Genomic DNA, 19,813 nt, shown 5'->3' on the forward strand with positions numbered 1-19,813 from the left:
GTTAATTACCTCCTAACTTGCTTGTGTTAAACAGATTCGCTATAGTGTTTAACAACTTCTTCAGATGGTCCATCCATAATAACTTGACCTTTTTCCATCCACAACGTTCTAGTACAAACTTTTTCTACAAAATTTAGATTGTGTGAAACTATAATTACAGCCTTTGCACTTTCAATTAATTCTTGAATACGCTCACTAGCTTTTTGTTGAAATTCAATATCACCAGTAGATAAAGCCTCGTCAATGATAAAAATATCAGGTTTTAGAACAGCAGCAATACTAAAGCCTAGTCTAGATTTCATACCACTAGAGTATTCTTTCACAGGTTTTTCAACTGCTCTTCCTATCCCAGAAAACTCAATAATCTCATCATATTTCTCTTGCACGACTTTTTTTGGTATACCTAGTAACATCGCATTCAAAAATATATTATCTTCTCCTGTAAGTTGTGGGTTAAAACCTGTCCCATATCCCAAAAGAGAAGATGTTTGTCCATTAATAAAAATTTCACCTTGGTCTGGACTATAAATATGTGTTAACACCTTACATAGTGTACTTTTTCCTGCTCCATTATGACCGATAACTCCAACTATTTCACCTTCATAAACAGTAAGATCTAAATTACTTAACGCCCAGAATTTTTTCTTATCTAAGTTGAAGCTAACACCTACATTGTTAGCTTTAATTACTTCTTCACCTTTTTCTTTTTCAGCCGTTTTATCTAATTGTAAAATTTTCTTTTTCTTTGGCTTAGGCTTTGTTGTATTTTCTTGATATTCTTTTATTAGTGTTGACGGATCCCCCGTTTTTTTAACTTTTCCCTTTTCCAACCAGACAAGCCTATCACAATTCGCTTCTGCATACTTCAGACTGTGTGTAACTATTATTACCATTTTTGCTTGCTTAACTAATTCTTGCATCTTTTGTGCTGCTTTTTTACTAAATTGTCGATCACCTGTATTTAAGGCTTCATCTAAAATCAGTATTTCTGGTTGAAGATGAGAAGCTACACTAAAACCTAACCTTGCTTTCATACCGCTTGAATAATACTTCATTCGTTGATCGAAGAAACTTTCCAAATCGGAGAAATCATGAATTTCCTCTATATAACTCTCAATTTCACTTTTCGATATTCCCAGCATCATTCCATTTAAATACACATTTTCTCTTCCTGTTAATTCGGGGTTAAATCCCATTCCAAAAGAAAATAATGCTGTCACATTGCCTTTCACTTCCATGCTCCCTGAATCCTCGGTAATAATTTTAGAAATCACTTTACTTAAAGTTGTTTTCCCGGCTCCATTAGAACCAATTATTCCTAAAATCTCACCTTCAACACCTTCGAAAGAAATATCTTGAAGGGCCCATTTAATTTTTTCCTTTTTATTTTCCTTTTTAGAAAAAATTTTAAATGCTTTGGATTTTAAGTCATCTTCTTCTCTTGATTCAAAATAAACACTTACTTTATCTGCCTTAACAACTTCGTTAGACACATTATTTTTTTTCATAATAATATTCACTCTCTTTTATAGGGCCTTAATGATTTTATGTTCATTCTTACGATAATAATTAATCATTATAACACATACAGCCAATGAAACTATGAGTATTGTTGTTAACCCTGTGAACTGAGGCTGTGAATTATACATTAGGACATCTCTATAGGCATCTACTAATACAGCAATAGGATTGTAGTCAACCGCCCAACTATAATCTTCTGGTAATCGCTGTTCTGTCCATATGATAGGTGAAGCATAGAAAAATACTCTAATCACATGCGTTAACAAGTTATCAATATCCCTTACAAAAACAGTTATATAGCCTAAAACAAAGCCTACAGCCATTAAAAACAAAATGGTTATAAGTACTATTAATGGGAGGTAAATAACTTCCCATCCAGGAATTGTTCCGTTTATAAGTAAAAATCCTGCTACAACAATTAATCCGAACATAAAGTTAAATGTTTGGGAAACTGTAAATGATAAGGGGAAAATTGACTTTGGTAAATATACTTGATTAATAATTGAACTATATCGTAATATCGATTTAGCAGAACTATTAATACTAGAACTAATCCATCGCCATACCACAAGGCCAATAACTAGATACACTGCATAGTTTTCTCCACCTCTCCCAAGTACTATGACAATTAGGAAGTAATAAACCACAACGCTTAACAATGGATCTAATAACCACCAAAAATAACCTAAAAAGCTATTTCTATGTTCTGCTTTCAACCCTGACTTAACTAAGTAAAATAATAAGTCCTTTCTTTTTACGATTTCATCTATATAATTTTTCATTTAACATGACACCGCCTATATTTATCTTTCGTTAATCTTCATTTTTGACTTTAGCGCATTATGCAATCCATGGAATGTATAATGTAAGAAGTAATAAGAGCTTATCAAAAGATTTTTCTTTTCAATTTGCCTGTATACATACCATTGCCCTTTAGCAGCCTTAAATTTATTGCTAGATACAGTATTCTGTCCAAGTCTATACTTTGCTAAAATTTCGGGTAATCCATAGGCACGATAACCTTTTCGTGTGATTGTTAACCAAAGAGCATAATCTTGTCTTCGTCTAATATTTTTCATTTCAATATTGTCGATCTTTTGTCTATCTAGCATTACAGTTAAACAACCTATAATACAGTGCTTCATAAGATCATGATACCCGACTGACTTTGGCGTTTTAGATATATTATTCGTTAGAGTCCCATCTAACCTCATCCGTTGATATTTTGTAAAGGAGAATGCTAAATCATTTTTTTCCATGAATGCTAGTTGTTTTTCAAGTTTTTCAGGGTACCAAAGATCGTCACTATCTAAAAATGCTAAATACCTTCCGTTAGCATTTCGAATCGACTTATTTCTTGCAACTGCAGCTCCACTATTTTCATCCAACTCATATAGCTTAATCCTCGAATCAATCATTTGATACTGTTTAATAATATCAACCGTGCTATCACTTGAGCAATCATCTACAATTACCATTTCCCAATTACTAAAAGATTGTTTGATAACAGATTCTATTGTCTCAGCTATAAATTGTTCGGAGTTATATGTGGGTGTAATAACTGAAACTATTGGTGTTTTCTCCTTGTTTTCTGTGAGCATTAATATCACCTATTATTGGGTTTTCGTCCAATCATCGTACAATTCCACTAAACGATTTGCTTGTGATTGCCAGTTCAATTCACTAATTACAGCCTTTTTTCCATTCAGGCCCATTTCATGAACTTTTGACGGATTACTTACTAGATAATCGATTGTGTCTCTTATTTCATCATCATCATAAGGGTCAACAGCAATTCCACATTGATGCTTATTGACGAATTCTTTCCATGCACTGAAATTTGAACAAATAATCGGAATGCCTGCGTTCATATATTCAAAAAACTTTGTTAGTTCTTTCTTCTGATAATGATCCGTTGGAGGAAAAATAGCTAATCCAGCCAACCAATTTCTACTCAAATACTGCCTATCAATTTCTTCTTTTTCAATGAACTTATTAATCCCAGTAATATGAATTCTTTCTTTAGTATCCCCTGCTATTCTATAAATTTCTTCAGCAAACTTTAATGGACATTTTCCAACAAAATGAACTCCTATTTCAGAATGCAAATCAGGAATTTTTGCGTGGATTTGTGCCCCACGTTGGATATCAACATTACCAGTATATAGCAATCGCTTTTCGATTGGCTTATCCTTACGCTGATGTTCAATATATTGTTGATTCACAGTTGGATAATTAAGAATCCATTTGCCTTTGGGATAAATGTTTTGATAATATTTTTCAGCAAGTATAAATTCAAATCCTTTGGTGAATATTTTTTCAATTGATCTAAAGCTATACTTAATAATCTTTTTCACAAACTTATTAAGATAATCTTTCTTAACAAGACTTGTTAAAAAGTCTTCATGAACATCATATACCACAGTATTATTACGTCTTTTCAAAAGTCTAGCTACAAAAATTAACTCTGGATCATGAAAATGATACACATCAGCTTTTAATTTTTTTGCTTTTTTATAAACTTCAATTGAACCTAGAATCATTCTCTTTAATTTACTTGAATAATGTTTAATAGGTACATGAGGTACTAAGATGTCTTCGTTTTCACCGGTACTTGGTGCCAAAAGAACAACATCATAACCAGATTCGTACAATGATTTGCATTCTTTATGGTAAATTCTCGGATCAAACGGATGGTGTACCGTCGTCATATGTACGACTTTTTTATTAGATCTCATTTTAATTATCCTTTATTTCTCTGAATAGTTTTTAAAAAAACAGTTTCATATTGTTTAACTATTTTAACGGCTTCAAACTCTTTAGATCTTAACTTTCCATTTTCAGAAAGACTTTTAAGACTTTCATCATTTAAATTTAGAGCTTTGTTCATTCCATCAGCAAGATCGTTTTCGTCACCTACATTTACTAGTATTCCGTAATTACCGTTATCTAAAACCTCTGAAACTCCAGGTTCTGCATTAGTTGAAACTATAGGTAATCCAGCTGTTAAGGCTTCTGCAAGAACATGGCCGAACCCCTCTCTTTCAGAAGAAAGTACGAAAACGTCCGACACTCGAAAAAATGGATAGGGATTTTTTTGAAAGCCTAAAAAATTAACTTTTTCTTCAATATTTAAATGCTGTGTTAAGATTTTTAGATCATTTTCTAGAGGCCCTTCTCCTAAAAGTAACAACCTTACGTTAGCTTTCCCACTAACTTTAGCAAATGCTCTTAATAAAGTTTTGTGGTCTTTATCATCAACTAAACGACCTGCAGAAATGAATTTAAATTCTTCGGTTTCAACCAGCATATTGTGATCATCCGGTAATTTATCAAGCATCATCTCTCGAATTTGCTTAATGTCTATTGGATTATAAATCACATCAATCTTATTTTTCGATAAGTTATATTTATTCACTAAGTTAGTTTTAACTCCCTCAGAGAGTGCAATTACACGAACTGAAAATTTATAGAAAAGACCATAAATTTTTAACTTTAAATTCTCACTTCTTGTTCCGCCTAGTAAAGCTGCCTCTCTCACAATATTACGAGCATTTGTGAATGACAAAAGTCTTGCCAGGATAGCAATTATATTATAATTAGGTATAGTACTAAAAACAATATCTGATTTACTTTCCTTAATGATCTTGGCTAAGGGGATAATAGACTTTCTTAAACGTTTAGTATCCAATTTAATAAATTTAATATCATCACTTAAATAAGGTTCATAACTCCCATCATAATTGCATGTAACTAAAATAGGTCTAAACTTATTTCGATCAATGTTATTTAATATATTCAAAAAGGTTCTTCCTGCACCGCCTGAACCAAGGTAATAAATAAAAAAGACAATGGTAATTCTTTTATCCATCATACTACTTCCTTTATATTTCGAATTATACTTGTAAATTATAACATATTGGTATACTTGAAAATATTCTACTTAATACTCACTTATTATAAACACATAAATTGCCTGAGTATAATTAGTATGGTACCCAGGCAATTTAACTATTACATTTATGATTCTTTTGTTACCTATTCAAAGCTTCTTTTGCAAGGTAAAGGCCTACTGACCTATTTTCATTCCAAATTGATGGCCAATAACTTAATGGCACAGGCTCTCCATAAGTATAAGGGGAAATTTCTATTGTCATTCCTGGTAGGTTTTTATCTTCCACAAACCAGTCTTTATACCCTCCACCACTAGGGTTCGGTGTAGGATCTACTGGTTCATAACCCGTTATTGTGCCAACATTAGAAGCTATTTGTTCATCTCTATAGAAAGTAGACGATGGATTATTGTAATGCCAATAAATAATCTCACCAGATGAATGATAAGCTACAGTAGTCATAAAATCATGCGAATTAGTGAAGTCAGCTAATGCTTTTGTTTCAGGTTCACTCAAAGGCTTATATCCTTTATATCTTTCTGATGAAGGTGTGCCAGAATTATCCCTTATGTTTTCCCAACCAGCTGGATATTGTCTATTTAGATCTACACCTCTAACATTTGCTTTCCAACTAGTGAAATCTCTGCTACCATTATTCAATTCTATAACTTTACTTGGGTTACTTGCAGAATAAGCACCTTCTTGTACTAGCATAACGCCATCAGGGTTTACCATTGGTACGAACCATATTGAGACATTATTTAAAAGCCCTCTCACGTCATACCCATCTACATTTTGATTCAATTCGTAAGATTCAGCATAAACATCCATCATTTCCATTAGAACATTTGTCGTCATATGTTCCCTAGCATGGTGTGAGCCATTAAGAAAAATTTCTTTGTCACCATGCCCTAATTTAACAGCATATAAATTTCTTCTATCTACTGATTGACCTATAATCTCTGTTTTAACTAAATCTGGATACGTATTTTCTAGAAGAGTAATATCGTTTGCCATTTCTGAATAAGAATATTCCCCACTACTATTTATTATATCACCAATAGGGTGAATTCTATCACTGTTTTCAGCAAGAGAAAGTTTATCTCGAACTTCTTCTTTTAAGGAATTATTTACATGCTTCAAATTTAAAATCTTGTTATAACGATTTATAGCTGTATCAAATTGCCCGGTTTGATGTTTTTCTTGAGCCCATGCATATAAATTCTTAGCATTACTATTCATTAATCTTTTGATTTCTTCATTTCTAGGATGAATTTTTATTCCATTTTCAAGATAATTCAATCTAGTTGAAGCTTTTACCGAATTTTCTACTTTAGTAATGGTATCTGATACCGAATCAATAACTTTACCTTGTTCAGATAATTGAAGTTTAAATTCTGCTTCAGCTTTAATTTTCGAAGAAACAGTATAACTCTTTATCACCTTTTCATAACGTTTCTTTGCTACTTCGATACGCCCAGATTGATGTTGACTAGTTGCCCAATCTAACAATGTAATCTGGCTATCTTGTAGAACCTCTTGCAATCTTTTACTCTCTGGGTATAATGTGTATCCTTCGTTAGCAATTTCTAGATGTTCTGATGCTATACCCGAATTTTCTATTAGTGATATGAAGTACTTTTCTTCAGGTAACTTTTGATTATCCTTAGCATATTCAAGTTTGTTTTCAGCTTCTGATTTTACTAACTCGGAAACTATTGGACTATCAAGAACCTTTTCATATCTATTTCTGGCTGTTTCAATCTTTCCTTCTTGATGTTGATCTGTGGCCCAATCCAATAAATTAGATTGACTAGTTTCTAATATTTGATTCACTACCTCACTCTTTGGATATAAGACATACGCCTCTATAGCTATTTCTAACTGTTGAGATGCTATGTTAGTGTCATTAAAATCCTTTTCAAAATCTTGAACTGTTGGCAGTATTTCTCCATTTTGGGCATATTCTAATTTCTTCGTGGTTTCTTTTTCAGTCTCTTCACTTAAAACAGGAGCATCAAGAATTGTCTCATAACGATTTCTCGCTGTTTCGATGTCTCCTTCTTGGTGTTGACCTGTGGCCCAATTTAATAGATTTCTTGATGCTTGAATAACGCCCTCTTCGAAACGGTCATCTTCAGAATACAATTCGTAACCTGTCGAATATAATTCTAGCATTCGTGATGCTGTTTTTGAATTCTTCGCTAAATTATACTGTTGATCTGGTGTTCTTTGGTCTTGGGATGCATAATTTAAATGATGGTTAACTTTGTCCTTTAATTCATTACTTACTGATGTAATACCTAAAATACGTTCGTAACGGTTAACCGCCGTCTTATATTCAGTAGCTTCTTGTTGGCTCTTAGCCCATTCAAACAAAGAGGATGCGCTATCTTCCAGACGTTCTATTATATCAGTGTTATTTGGATATATCTGTTGAGCCTCTTCATACAATTCGACTAATGATGATGCTTTTCTTAGCGTGTCAGCTTGCTTTTTAAAATCCTGAATTGTCGGTAGCGTTTCTTGAGCTTTAGCATATTCTAATTTCTTCGTGGTTTCTATTTCAATCTCTTCACTTAAAACTGGCGCCTCAAGAATTGTCTCATAACGATTTCTTGCTGTTTCAATGTCTCCTTCTTGGTGTTGACCTGTGGCCCAATTTAATAGATTTCTTGATGCTTGAATAACGCCCTCTTCGAAACGGTCATCTTCAGAATACAATCCGTAACCTGTCGTATATAATTCCAGCATTCGCGATGCTGTTCTTGAGTTCTTCGCTAAGTTATATTGTTGGTCTGGTGTTCTTTGATCTTGGGATGCATAATTTAAATGATGATTAACTTTTTTCTTTAATTCATCACTTACTGATGTAATACCTAAAATACGTTCGTAACGGTTAACCGCCGTCTTATATTCAGTAGCTTCTTGTTGGCTTTTAGCCCATTCAAACAAAGAGGATGCGCTATCTTCCAGACGTTCTATTATATCAGTGTTATTTGGATATATCTGTTGAGCCTCTTCATACAATTCGACTAATAATGATGCTTTTCTTAGCGTGTCAGCTTGCTTTTTAAAATCCTGAATTGTCGGTAGCGTTTCTTGAGCTTTAGCATACTCTAATTTCTTCGTGGTTTCTTTTTCAATCTCTTCACTTAAAACAGGCGCCTCAAGAATTGTATCATAACGATTTCTCGCTGTTTCAATATCTCCTTCTTGATGTTGACCTGTGGCCCAATTAAGCAATAATTTAGCAGATCTATGTACACCTTCAATAATTTGATCATTTTCAGGGTATTGCTTATAAGCCTCAATATAGGATGCTAACATCCCGGAAGCTGTTCTTTTGGAATCAGCAAGCTCTATCCATTCATCTACAGATTTCTGAGATTCATTTTTTTCAGTATTTGAGTCTGTGACTTCACCTTGTTTGTTCGATTCTGTATGCTCTTCTTGCAAATTAGAGGAAGTGCTATTGTCCTGTTTACTGGAATTTTCATTTTCTTCTTGTGTATTTGATTCTGTGTTATCATTCTGGTCCTTCGTATCTTCTGTTGTTTCCTCTCCACTTGATTCTGTGCTATCATTCTGGATTTGCGGATCTTTTGTTGCTTCTTCTCCACTTGATTCCGTGTTATCATTCTGGGTTTGCGGATCTTCTGTTGCTTCATCTCCACTTAATTCCGTGTTATCATTCTGGGTTTGCGGATCTTCTGTTGCTTCTTGTGCTTGAATTTCAAAAGTAAAAAACAAACTTAATACAATAATACAAACAAATAATTTTTTCAACTAAATTCTCCTTTATAACTAAAGTTTATCAAATTATCAATAATAGATTAATAGTACATTTTCAACATTAAACACATATACTTAAGCATTTCAAAAACAAAATTTACTCTACTACCCTTTCCATAAACTTCAACAAATCATCACGTATATCTTCACGTTCTAATGACATTTCAATCATCGTTTTTAGATACCCTTTAATTTCACCTACATCATAACGACGTCCCTCGAAATCATAGGCAAAAACAGATTGGTTTTCATTCAAACGTTGTATTGCATCTGTTAATTGAATTTCATTGCCAGCTCCAATTTCTTGATCATCTAGGTAATCCATGATTTCAGGGTTCAGAATATAACGTCCCATAATGGCTAGATTTGATGGCTCCTCACCTAATACAGGTTTTTCAACGAACTGGTTCACTTTATATAAACGACCATCTTGATCAGTCGGGTCGATAATACCATAACGATTTGTTTCACCATAGGGCACTGTTTGCACCCCAATCACCGATTTACCAGTTGCTTCGTATTGATTAATAAGTTGTTTCAATCCTGGTGTCTCAGCTCTCACAATGTCATCACCTAACAGAACTGCAAATGGGTCATCACCGATAAATTTACGTGCACACCAAACAGCATGCCCAAGTCCGTTCGGTTCCTTTTGGCGAATGTAATGGATATCTACATTTGATGATTCTTTGACTTTTTCAAGTAGATCGTATTTTTCCTTCTTCTCTAAGGTTTCTTCCAATTCTAATGATTGATCAAAGTGGTCCTCAATTGCACGTTTTCCTTTTCCAGTCACGATAATAATATCTTCAATTCCTGATTCTATGGCTTCTTCCACAATATATTGAATCGTTGGTTTATCCACTATCGGTAACATTTCCTTTGGTAATGCCTTGGTCGCGGGTAAAAAGCGCGTCCCCAAACCTGCCGCTGGTATAATCGCTTTCTTTACTTGCGTCAAGTATAGTCCTCCTTAGCTATCTTTAATAGATATCTTTAAGTTAATTCGCATCGATATGTTGTTGTACAGCTTTTCGAACACGCGATCGTTCTTCTTCTGACACAATATAATACCAAATGTCATCAATCATTTCGCCTCGACCACTTATGTCTTCGTGGACTGTCTCATCTCTTGTGCCACGGTATTTGGTAAAGGTTTGACGCATTTCATTCATTTGCATATTCGTTTTAACATTATCGCCAACTGCATTTAATAAATCATCAATTTTAGTAAATGATTCAAAAGACATCGCCTGTTTGACCATAGAATTAATAACTTCCTGTTGACGGTCATTTCTCCCCAAGTCACCTTCAGGGTCTTTCTTTCTCATACGAGCATAAGCTAACGCTCTTTCACCATTCAAGTGCAGTTCACCTTGATCGAATTGGTGATTGTCTTGGGTGAAAGCAAAATCATTATTCACTGTCACCCCACCTAGAGCATCAACTCCATCTTTTAAGCCTTCCATATTCACTCTTGCATAAAAATGAACTGTCGTATCTAAAAAGTTTTCAACGGTTTTTACAGAAAGGTCTGAACCGCCAAATGCATAAGCGTGATTAATTTTATCCATGCCTCGTCCTGGGATTTCGACACGGGTATCTCGAGGGATACTCAACATCATCATTTCATTCGTTTGAGGGTTCAAGGAGGCAAAGATCATGGTGTCAGAACGCCCAGAATCATTATTACGCTCATCTACGCCCAATAAGAGAACATTAATTGTTTCCTCTGCTTCCAACCTTTTTTTGACCTCTTCTTCTTTTTCTTGATCGTCGTCCAAGGGTTCATACATGGTTGTAACAGTATCATCTACTTGTTTATATAGGTAGGCACCATACACACCAACGGCCAACACCATTAGACCTAATATAATTAGTGTTGGTTTGATCCATTTTCTCTTCTTACGATTTTGTTTGCGTTCCACACGACTCGCCATGTACACTCACCTTTCGTTATTTGCTCTTATTAAATTATACTATAAAATAAGACAGTTTAATATTGTCATTCCATGTATTTTCATGGTAACTACTTATCAGACGAAATAGAAGCTTAATGTGTTTCATCTATAAAGAATATCAAATTAAAATTTCTACACGGACTCTGTCAAACAAAGTATATTATTCACTTAGAGGTTTACTTGCAAATTAACCTGATTTCAACATCTTTTAACTAATCTCACATCGAACTATTTGATAATACTCTCTTTCCTTTGTAACCTATAAAAAACGCGCTGCCTCATTGTGGACAGCGCATTTTTTATATTTTAAATTCAACTTTTCAAAACAATAACTTCGTTTATTCCTTCTTACGGCGTTTCGTAAATTTAGCCGATAAGTCGTCGAATAACGTGTAGACGACTGGAATTAAGAGTAGCGTAAAGAGCATCGAGACGGTTAGGCCGAAGATGATAACCACAGCGAGTGGTTGTTGGGCTTCTGCACCTTGACCGAGTCCGATTGAGAGCGGGATCATACCGAGCACGGTCGTCAGTGTCGTCATTAGGATCGGACGAAGGCGGTTTGCGCCGGCTTCGAGTACCGCTTCAAAGCGCTCTATACCTTTCTCTCGTAATATATTAATATAGTCGACCAGCACGATCGCATTGTTCACGACAATACCGGCGAGCATGATAACCCCGATAAAGGCTGGGATACTGAACGGTAAACCGGTGATAAATAAACCGCCGATAATACCGACAACTGTCGCTGGTAACGAGAACATGATCGTGAATGGATGCAAGAAGTTCTCGAACTGGACAGCCATGACAGCGTAAACTAAGAAAATCGAGAAGATGAGCGCAACAGCTAAGTCACCAAATGCGTCTTGCATATCTTGCGCTTCACCGCCCATGGAATAGTCATAACCATCTGGCATTTCTAGATTTGAAAGTTCTGCTTCAATATCACTTGTCACGCTTCCTAAGTCACGGTCGATTACATCACTTGTGACGTTAATTTGGCGCTCTTGGTTTTGACGCGTTAACGTCGTTGGCCCTTGGACTTGTTCTAGTTCAGCAATGTCTTGAAGCGTCAATTGGGCTCCAGTTGGTGCTTGAATCGTCATATTCCGAATGTCCTCAATTGAATCACGACTATCTTCAGGTGTCATGATACGAACATCTAATTCGTCACCACCACTTCTAAATTGAGTGGCAACTTGCCCCATCATTTCTGACCGGAGTTGGCCCATCACTTGTTGCTGGGTGAGGCCATATTCGCTTGCAACATTTTCATTTAGCGTGATTTGCATTTCCGGACGACTTTCTTCGGCTGATGTTGTTGGGTTGTGAACACCGTCTACCTCTGACATGATATTCACGAACTGATCGCCTAGTTGCTGTAGCGTATCATAGTCATCGCCCGTGATTTGAATTTGAACAGGATTGCCTCCACTAATGCTAGCGCCCATCGCGCTAACAGTAATATCAGCACCTGCAATGTCTTCTGTTGCGTCGTTCCAATCTTGCATCACTTGTTGTGTCGTTCGATCGCGTTCACCTGATGGGATTAATTGGACCATGTAGGAAGCTGTATTATTCGCACCTCCCATGCCCATACCACCAGTAGCGCCACCACCGCCACCAACTGTGACGAAGTTGGATTCAATCACGTCTTGATCTTGATCTAAAATGTTATTTACACGATCAACGACCTGGTTCGTTGTATCAAAATTTGTGCCACTTGGTGTTTCTACTGAAATCTCAATTTGGCCTTGGTCGGCTTCAGGAATAAAGGCCGCGCCAAGTTGTGGGATAAGTAGTAAACTACCAATTATGATCGCGAGCGTTCCAAAAATCGTCGTCTTACGGAAGCGTAGCACTCTACGTAACGCTTTTTGATAAATACTTGCAACGCCATCTAAGAATCGGTCAAACCAGTAACGACGTCCACCTTGATCAACGGCTTTCGTCAGTAATTTCGACGAGAGCATCGGGATCAAGGTCACGGAAGCTGCGAGGGACGCAATGAGCGCAAACGCTACCGTTAAGGCGAGCGGCGTAAAAATTGATGATGCAATACCTTCAACAAAGACTATTGGTAAAAAGACCACTAAAGTCGTCGTCGTTGAAGCTACAACCGCAGGCGCGATTTCCGATGCACCGAGCCGGGCCGCTTCCTTAATCGGGTAGCCCCTCTCCCTGTAGGTGTAAATATGCTCCAGTATAACAATCGAGGAGTCGACCATCATACCAATTCCGAGCGCGAGTCCACCCATCGTTAAGATGTTCACCGTTTCTCCGGAGAAGTACATGAGTGAGAAAGCGGTAATCACCGCAATTGGAATCGATAAACCAATAACTAGCGTCGCACGGAAACTCTTCAGGAATAATAAGAGAATCATTACCGCAAACGCTGCCCCGATGATAATATTTTGGAAAACAGAGTCAATCGACTGGCGAATGAATTCAGCCGTGTCGAAAACGACACTGACATCGACTGCTTCAGGTAGATTCGTTCGCACATCATCTAATGAGGCTCTAACTTCGTCTGAAACGGAAACCGTATTCGCATCTGTCTGTTTTAAAATACTTGTCACGACAGCTTGATCACCATTCACGAGTGTGCGCTGGTTTTGGTCCGTCGTGGTTCGTTCAACAGTGGCGACATCTGATAACTGTAGGAAATCACCTTCGCCTGTTTGAATCAAGGTTTCACGGATTTCTTCAATTGATCCATAATCACCTGGCATTCGTAACTGTAATTCTTGCGTGCCACGGTCCACGACGCCAAGTGAAGCCGACTGATTGGCCGATTGGACGCCTTGCATCACATCTTGTGTCGTTAAGCCAAATTGACTGAGTCGCGCATCATCTAAAACGACCTGCACTTCTTCAGATTGACCGCCTTCAATGTTGACAGAGCCAACGCCTGATTGTCGACTTAAGAGTGGTTCGACTTCATTTTCAGCTAGATCATTAAGTGTCGCTTGGTCAGATCCTGTTAGACCTACCCACATAACGGGCAATTGTTGGGGATCAAAACGAAGCACGCTTGGGTCATTCGCGCTGTCAGGTAAAAAGCCACGAACTTGATCGACCGACTCACGGACATCTAGCATGGCCTGGTCCAGGTCGGTATCCATCGAGAATTGAATCATCACCATTGATGATCCTTGTTGGGATTGAGCTTGAATGGTTTCGACCCCTTCAATCGTGCCGACAGAGTCTTCCACTGGTTTCGTTACGAGTTCTTCGACTTCTTGAGGAGCCGCATCGTCATAAGATGTCGCAACCACTGCGATTGGTAATTCAATATCCGGGTAAAGATCAACGGGTAAACTCCGGAATGAAATGAAGCCCATCGCTAAAATCGCCAAGACGATCATAATGACGCCGACTGGTCGTTTAATCGATGTATTCACTAATCGCATACGTTATTCCTCCTCAACGACACGAACATTCGAGCCATCTTCAATCGTTAATTGACCACTTGAAATGACCGCATCGTCTGCTGCGAGTTGTTCATCTTCTACTTCAATCGCTGTTTCGGCGGATTGTTTTTGAATAATTGAAACGTTAACTTCTTTTGCTTGCCCATCTTCCATGATAAAGACAAATGATTGGCCACTGCGCTCAATCACCGCTTCAGTCGGTACAATTAAAGCATTTTCCGCTACGACATGATCGAGTTGAATTTGGCCAGTTAAACCTGATGGAATCGTGTCATCGGGTTGGTCAGCTTCTGCTTCGACATTAAACATGCCGTTATCACTTGTGCTGCTCGCTACATATGTGATTTCTGCTTCACCTGTAGCATCAGCTTGTGACACGTCATAAGTCACCGTGTCGCCTTCAGAGAAAAGATTGCGGTTTGATTGTGTGACCTGGAATTGGAAAATCATCGGGTCACGGTCGATCACCATTCCTGCAGGTTCTTCTGTTGTTAACATGTCACCTTCTGCATAATTAAAATTTGTTAATAAACCGTCCATTGGCGCTACTAACTCTAGTAAGCCACGTTGTGTTTGGTATTCTAATAACACATCGTCTTCTTCCACTGTTTCCCCGCGCTCTGCCATGACTTCTTCAACTTCACCAGCAGCTTGAGCCATGACTGGCGATTGGTCATTCGGCATAACACGCGCTGAGAACGAACGGGTTTCTGTGAAATCTTCTTGTTTCACTGCCACCGTTTCAACTGGCGTTTCTGTTTCAACATCTTCTTCTTCATCTTGGCTTTCGCCACTACATGCCGCTAACACCATTAGAGCTGCGACAAGCATAATCATCCATTTTTTCATATTGAACACCTCTATCCCTTTCGTTTCTCTCGTAGTTCTTGAATATCATCACGAATCGCGTCGTATTGTTCTAAATTAATTAATAGCGAATCAATGACGACTGATTCTGGTTCTGGTTTGTTTAATTCATTTTCGATGGCTGTTAAAACACGTGACGCTTCTGGCCGGTCTTTTGGATCAAGGTTTAAAATGTATTGCCGAACCGTTGCGACCAGTAGCGATTCGTCAGTTAAAAACTGCGGTGTCTGCTTGATCGGTGTTGGCTCCCCTTCACTAATAACATCTTGGCAAATTTTATAGATCCGTTTCGTCAAATAGTGCGGGAGTTGATTAAGATCAATCGCATTTTCGTCAATAAGTAACCAATTCATATAACTATGAATTAATCCGTCCGTCATGACAACAACATCGTATAAATACGGTTTAATGGCTTCACCTTGAATGGCTTGAATATTTTGTTCGAGCCAGTAATAATGCTGCTGTTTCACCTCTGTCATGAACCATTCCATATCCCGGTCAATCGGAACTTGTTCTTTCAGGACCATTTGAATCAGCGCTTTATGACTCAGCAAAAAGTGAAACACAACGTCCAATTGGTATGTAAAGGAATCCATTGCATTCGAAGCTTGCCTTGTTTCCTCAGCCATAGCTTCCTCAATTTGCGTATAATAATAATCATAAATCGCACGTAATAAATCATTTTTGGATGTGAAATAATTATAAAACGAGCCTTTCGCGACCTGCGCCTCATCAACAATCTGCTGAACAGACGTCTCATGGAAGCCTCGTTCTGCGAATAAATCAATACTCGCTTCAATAATCATCCGCTTCTTCTCTTGCATGCTATCATCCCTTTTACTATAGAATGACCAGTCAGTCACTTCTTCACTTTATCAAATACATGTTGTGGAAACAAGACTAAAGTCTTGATTATATTATGACAATTGTATGAGAGTTATTGTTTGGGATGAAGTTCTTTTAATTCAGTGGATGTGCGCTCAATTAATTGGGGTAGCGCTCATTTATTTTGTGAATCGGCCAATTAATTGGGAGAGCGCACATTTATAATGCGAGTCGCTCGTTTAATTTGGATGGCGCTCATTTATGATGTGAGTCGCTCTTTTATTTCCGAGAACGCTCTTTTATGATGTGAGTCGCTCTTTTATTTCCGAGAACGCCCATTTTTGCCGGAACTCGATCTTTTATTTCGACCTACTCTATTCATAAAAGTATCAACAATTAAAAAAGCAGCGGTTGCCAGGCAATCCGCTGCAATTCTTATTATTGTTATCGTCCTTCGTTTAGTTTTGTAGCAATACTATTAATTTAACTTATATCATCTTTTTTGTTGAAATATCCAATTAGTGATCCAGCATGCTGCATTTGTTTCTTATAAGTTGAGACTGTGATTTCTAAATCAACTTCTTTACGATTTGTTAAGACGATTGTTTTGAAAAAATCACCTTTTGCGCTAGGTTTGATGTCGAGGGCGTATTGGTATGAAAACCAATCGCATCGATCACGTTGCTTCATAGTGGTGGGCATAAAAATGCTGTGACTATTGATTTCAATTGGAATTGGAAGTTTCGTCTTACTCCGGAGCACATCTGCTACCGCTTTTTTACGTCCATCGTAGGTTGTTATACCTTTGCGTTTACACGATTCATCTAGGATTTCCTCGGGTGTTTGTTGGCATAAGTATTCGGTATGACGTTCGTAAATCCAACTTTTATAAGTCGACTCTCCGAAATGTTTTATAACCATAGTATTTTCAGTGATAATGTAATTATTCAATTTTCTGATATTTTTCATCATGCTTGTTCCCTTCATGGTTTAATTTAGACTCATTAAGCAAAAAACGATAACAAATGGTGAAAACAACTTTATATTACTATACTAATTCAAAAAGTGGAACTTTTCGACTAAAGTTGTCAAAATAAAACAATTATTTTGTCGACTTTAAGTTTTCTACAAATTGTCCGATATTATATATAAGAAATGTGAGGTGAGTTTATGGATGTAGCTGGAGCATCAATTGCGATGAGTACGATGCAAGCAAAACAACAATTTGACGTTGGATTGGCTAGTAAAATGAAAGACCAGATGGAACAACAAGGTGAAGCGTTCAACAAGCTGGTTGAGTCAAGCCAAGTCCCTTCTCACCCTAATTTAGGTCAAAGTATTGACTTAAAAGGTTAATGAAGAAGAAAAGGTCCGAAGCATTAGCTTCGGACCTTTTCGTTTATTCTTCTTCGTTTTCTCCATCCATCTCATCTTGCATCTGGTCAGATTCACCTTGTCCACCATTTTGGTTCTCCTCACCAGTTCCGCTTCCACTGCCATTGCCGTTGCCACTTCCGTCGCCATTTTCACCTTCTTGTTTATTTTGATCCTTATTCTCGTCATCATTTTCGCCTTCTTGCTGCATGTCTGACTCTTCTTCAGGGGCATCTGTGCCACCATTTTGTTCATCTTCTGAATTACCACACCCTGTGAATAGAGAAATCGACATGATACAAACCAATAATAACTTCCATTGTTTTTCCATACATAAACCTCCCATAAACATTTTAAGGGTAGTATGTGTAAACGATAGGAAATTATTTATAAAATAAGGATTTTTGTTGAATTAAAAACCACCATGCTCATCATGGTGGTTTAAGTCGTTATAATTATGAGTCCTCTTCTGGGTCGACAATCGCAAACATAATTTCAGCTTCACATGCGACTTCACCGTCAACTGATGCGACAGCTTTTCCTTTTCCGACTGGGCCTTTCAACTTCACAAGATCAACTTCCAATTTCAGCGTATCACCTGGTTTAACTTGGCGCTTGAAACGGCATTTGTCGATGCCTGTAAACATACCAAGTTTACCTTGGTTTTGCTCAAGATTTAAAATTGCAACAGCACCGACTTGAGCTAACGCTTCAACGACTAAGACACCTGGCATGACCATGTAATTCGGGAAATGCCCTTGGAAAAATGGCTCATTTGCAGTCACATTTTTATACCCGACAGCTCGTTCGCCCTCAGACAATTCAGTAACTTGATCGACTAATAAAAAAGGATAACGATGCGGGAGAATACGTTTAATTTGTTCGATATCTAACATAATGGCCTCCTCTTACTTACCACGAATGTAATCATACATGTTTTGCCATAAATCTGGATCTAATACGCTACTTGGGTCTTCACCTTCACCAACAACCCCGTAACCTACTACTAGACCTAAAATGGCAGCAACAATCGCTAAGATAATCACGAGTAAAAAGCGGACCCAAACAGGCAAGTAACGTATACGACCTTTACGTTTCTTCTTGTTTTTCTTTTTTTCCTCTTTGGCTGCTTTGCGTTGTGATTTTTCTTGATTATTCGATTGATCATCTGTTTTAGCCGTTTGGTCTTCTTTCATATGCTGATCTTCATTCGTCTGTTTAGGTTTAGGATTATACTTTTTAGTCCCTTTGATTTGCCTGGACTGTTGTTGATCTTTTTCTTCCGAAGCCATAAGCCTACCTCAATTCTCACTCTATCTCATATTACTAATCGAACTCATCATTTGATCACCAATCGTCAATGACTTGGCGTTAAATTGATAAGCTCGCTGCGCTTCAAGCATTTGCGTCATTTCCTGACCCATGTTGACATTCGATGATTCTAAAGAACGGGTCATCAAGTTCGCCTCATCTGGTGCGACACCTGCGACGACATCTTCAATCGGTTGGCCAAGTTCTGCTTCATTAATGGAAAATGAGTTCTCATCAACAGGTTCTAAAATGCGTGAATTAGCAATATCGACCACTTCAATTGTGTCTTCTACTGCTGTTTCACCACCACGTGTGACTTCAACTTCACCATTTTCATTAATTGAAACATCGTCAAAACCACCATCGAGAACGACGGCACCATCTTCACCATTCGCAGGGTAACCTGCATTTGTCGTTAACATCATATCACCGTTTTCTTGTTCAGACAAATAAAAATTACCCGCGCGTGTGAAGCGTTCTTCTACCCCGCCTTCTTCACCTGGTCCATTAATAACGAAAAAGCGGTTATCGTTTTGAATCGCAACGTCTAGTGCTCGCCCAGTTTCTTGAGCAGAACTTGAATCCATGTTCATATTAATATTGCCTAGACCTGCACCAGACCCAACGCGTATGCCATCTGGTGTTAAACGAGGTGAATCAGCGTCGTGACCCGCAACATTATCCACTTGGTTATGTAAGAGTGATGAAAATTCGGCTTGGCGTGCTTTGTAACCGGTATTGTCCATGTTAGCTAAGTTATTCGATGTTAAATCGATTCGTTGTTGCAGCTGATTCATTGTTGATGCTGCATTATACATATTACGCATGGTTT

Annotated in this window: 17 protein-coding genes; 1 reads left to right on the forward strand and 16 read right to left on the reverse strand. The window is 37.5% G+C overall.

Going from position 1 to position 19,813, the window contains the following annotated elements; genetic code table 11:
* Positions 1-26: 26 nt before the first annotated feature.
* From FHR85_RS05810 to FHR85_RS05865, 12 genes are all read right to left on the reverse strand, one after another.
* On the reverse strand, positions 27-1,508 hold the full coding sequence (locus FHR85_RS05810) for an ABC transporter ATP-binding protein (RefSeq protein ID WP_167261929.1): 1,482 nt from the start codon (positions 1,506-1,508) through the stop codon (positions 27-29).
* A gap of 18 nt (positions 1,509-1,526) precedes the next feature.
* On the reverse strand, positions 1,527-2,303 hold the full coding sequence (locus FHR85_RS05815) for an ABC transporter permease (RefSeq protein ID WP_167261930.1): 777 nt from the start codon (positions 2,301-2,303) through the stop codon (positions 1,527-1,529).
* Positions 2,304-2,324: 21 nt separating this feature from the next.
* Positions 2,325-3,122 carry a glycosyltransferase family 2 protein gene (locus tag FHR85_RS05820; RefSeq protein WP_167261931.1) on the reverse strand — a complete coding sequence of 266 codons (798 nt, stop codon included), beginning with the start codon at positions 3,120-3,122 and terminating at the stop codon, positions 2,325-2,327.
* A 12-nt stretch (positions 3,123-3,134) separates the two neighbouring features.
* Complete coding sequence (locus FHR85_RS05825) at positions 3,135-4,259, reverse strand: glycosyltransferase (RefSeq protein WP_167261932.1); 1,125 nt, start codon at positions 4,257-4,259, stop codon at positions 3,135-3,137.
* A 5-nt stretch (positions 4,260-4,264) separates the two neighbouring features.
* Positions 4,265-5,392, reverse strand: a complete 1,128-nt coding sequence (locus tag FHR85_RS05830) for a glycosyltransferase (RefSeq protein WP_167261933.1) — start codon at positions 5,390-5,392, stop codon at positions 4,265-4,267.
* Positions 5,393-5,555: 163 nt separating this feature from the next.
* On the reverse strand, positions 5,556-9,203 hold the full coding sequence (locus FHR85_RS05835) for a M14 family zinc carboxypeptidase (RefSeq protein ID WP_167261934.1): 3,648 nt from the start codon (positions 9,201-9,203) through the stop codon (positions 5,556-5,558).
* A gap of 103 nt (positions 9,204-9,306) precedes the next feature.
* On the reverse strand, positions 9,307-10,170 hold the full coding sequence (galU, locus tag FHR85_RS05840) for a UTP--glucose-1-phosphate uridylyltransferase GalU (RefSeq protein WP_167261935.1): 864 nt from the start codon (positions 10,168-10,170) through the stop codon (positions 9,307-9,309).
* Between the two features lie 40 nt (positions 10,171-10,210).
* Complete coding sequence (locus FHR85_RS05845) at positions 10,211-11,149, reverse strand: LCP family glycopolymer transferase (RefSeq protein WP_167261936.1); 939 nt, start codon at positions 11,147-11,149, stop codon at positions 10,211-10,213.
* 359 nt (positions 11,150-11,508) lie between these two features.
* A complete protein-coding gene (locus FHR85_RS05850; protein WP_167261937.1) occupies positions 11,509-14,583 on the reverse strand; it encodes an efflux RND transporter permease subunit in 3,075 nt (1,024 codons plus the stop codon).
* 3 nt (positions 14,584-14,586) lie between these two features.
* The gene (locus FHR85_RS05855; RefSeq protein WP_167261938.1) at positions 14,587-15,453 is read right to left on the reverse strand and encodes an efflux RND transporter periplasmic adaptor subunit; all 867 of its coding nucleotides are present in this window, start codon (positions 15,451-15,453) and stop codon (positions 14,587-14,589) included.
* An 11-nt stretch (positions 15,454-15,464) separates the two neighbouring features.
* Positions 15,465-16,295 (reverse strand): TetR/AcrR family transcriptional regulator, encoded by an 831-nt coding sequence (locus FHR85_RS05860; protein WP_167261939.1) that lies wholly within the window; start codon positions 16,293-16,295, stop codon positions 15,465-15,467.
* A 484-nt stretch (positions 16,296-16,779) separates the two neighbouring features.
* Positions 16,780-17,268, reverse strand: coding sequence for a competence protein ComK (locus FHR85_RS05865; protein WP_167261940.1), 489 nt, complete (start codon positions 17,266-17,268; stop codon positions 16,780-16,782).
* Between the two features lie 198 nt (positions 17,269-17,466).
* On the opposite strand from FHR85_RS05865, the gene FHR85_RS05870 reads away from it, so the two are divergent.
* The gene (locus FHR85_RS05870) at positions 17,467-17,652 is read left to right on the forward strand and encodes a YjfB family protein (protein WP_167261941.1); all 186 of its coding nucleotides are present in this window, start codon (positions 17,467-17,469) and stop codon (positions 17,650-17,652) included.
* Positions 17,653-17,695: 43 nt separating this feature from the next.
* Here FHR85_RS05870 and FHR85_RS05875 read toward each other — a convergent pair whose 3' ends face one another.
* From FHR85_RS05875 to FHR85_RS05890, 4 genes are all read right to left on the reverse strand, one after another.
* On the reverse strand, positions 17,696-18,001 hold the full coding sequence (locus tag FHR85_RS05875; RefSeq protein WP_167261942.1) for a hypothetical protein: 306 nt from the start codon (positions 17,999-18,001) through the stop codon (positions 17,696-17,698).
* 124 nt (positions 18,002-18,125) lie between these two features.
* Positions 18,126-18,566, reverse strand: coding sequence for a 3-hydroxyacyl-ACP dehydratase FabZ (gene fabZ / locus FHR85_RS05880; RefSeq protein ID WP_167261943.1), 441 nt, complete (start codon positions 18,564-18,566; stop codon positions 18,126-18,128).
* Between the two features lie 12 nt (positions 18,567-18,578).
* A complete protein-coding gene (locus tag FHR85_RS05885; protein ID WP_243864174.1) occupies positions 18,579-18,962 on the reverse strand; it encodes a DNA-directed RNA polymerase subunit beta in 384 nt (127 codons plus the stop codon).
* A 21-nt stretch (positions 18,963-18,983) separates the two neighbouring features.
* A complete protein-coding gene (locus FHR85_RS05890; protein ID WP_167261944.1) occupies positions 18,984-19,808 on the reverse strand; it encodes a flagellar hook-basal body protein in 825 nt (274 codons plus the stop codon).
* Positions 19,809-19,813 lie beyond the last annotated feature (5 nt).

The organism is Alkalibacillus almallahensis, from assembly GCF_011761495.1.
Lineage (GTDB): Bacteria > Bacillota > Bacilli > Bacillales > Alkalibacillaceae > Alkalibacillus > Alkalibacillus almallahensis.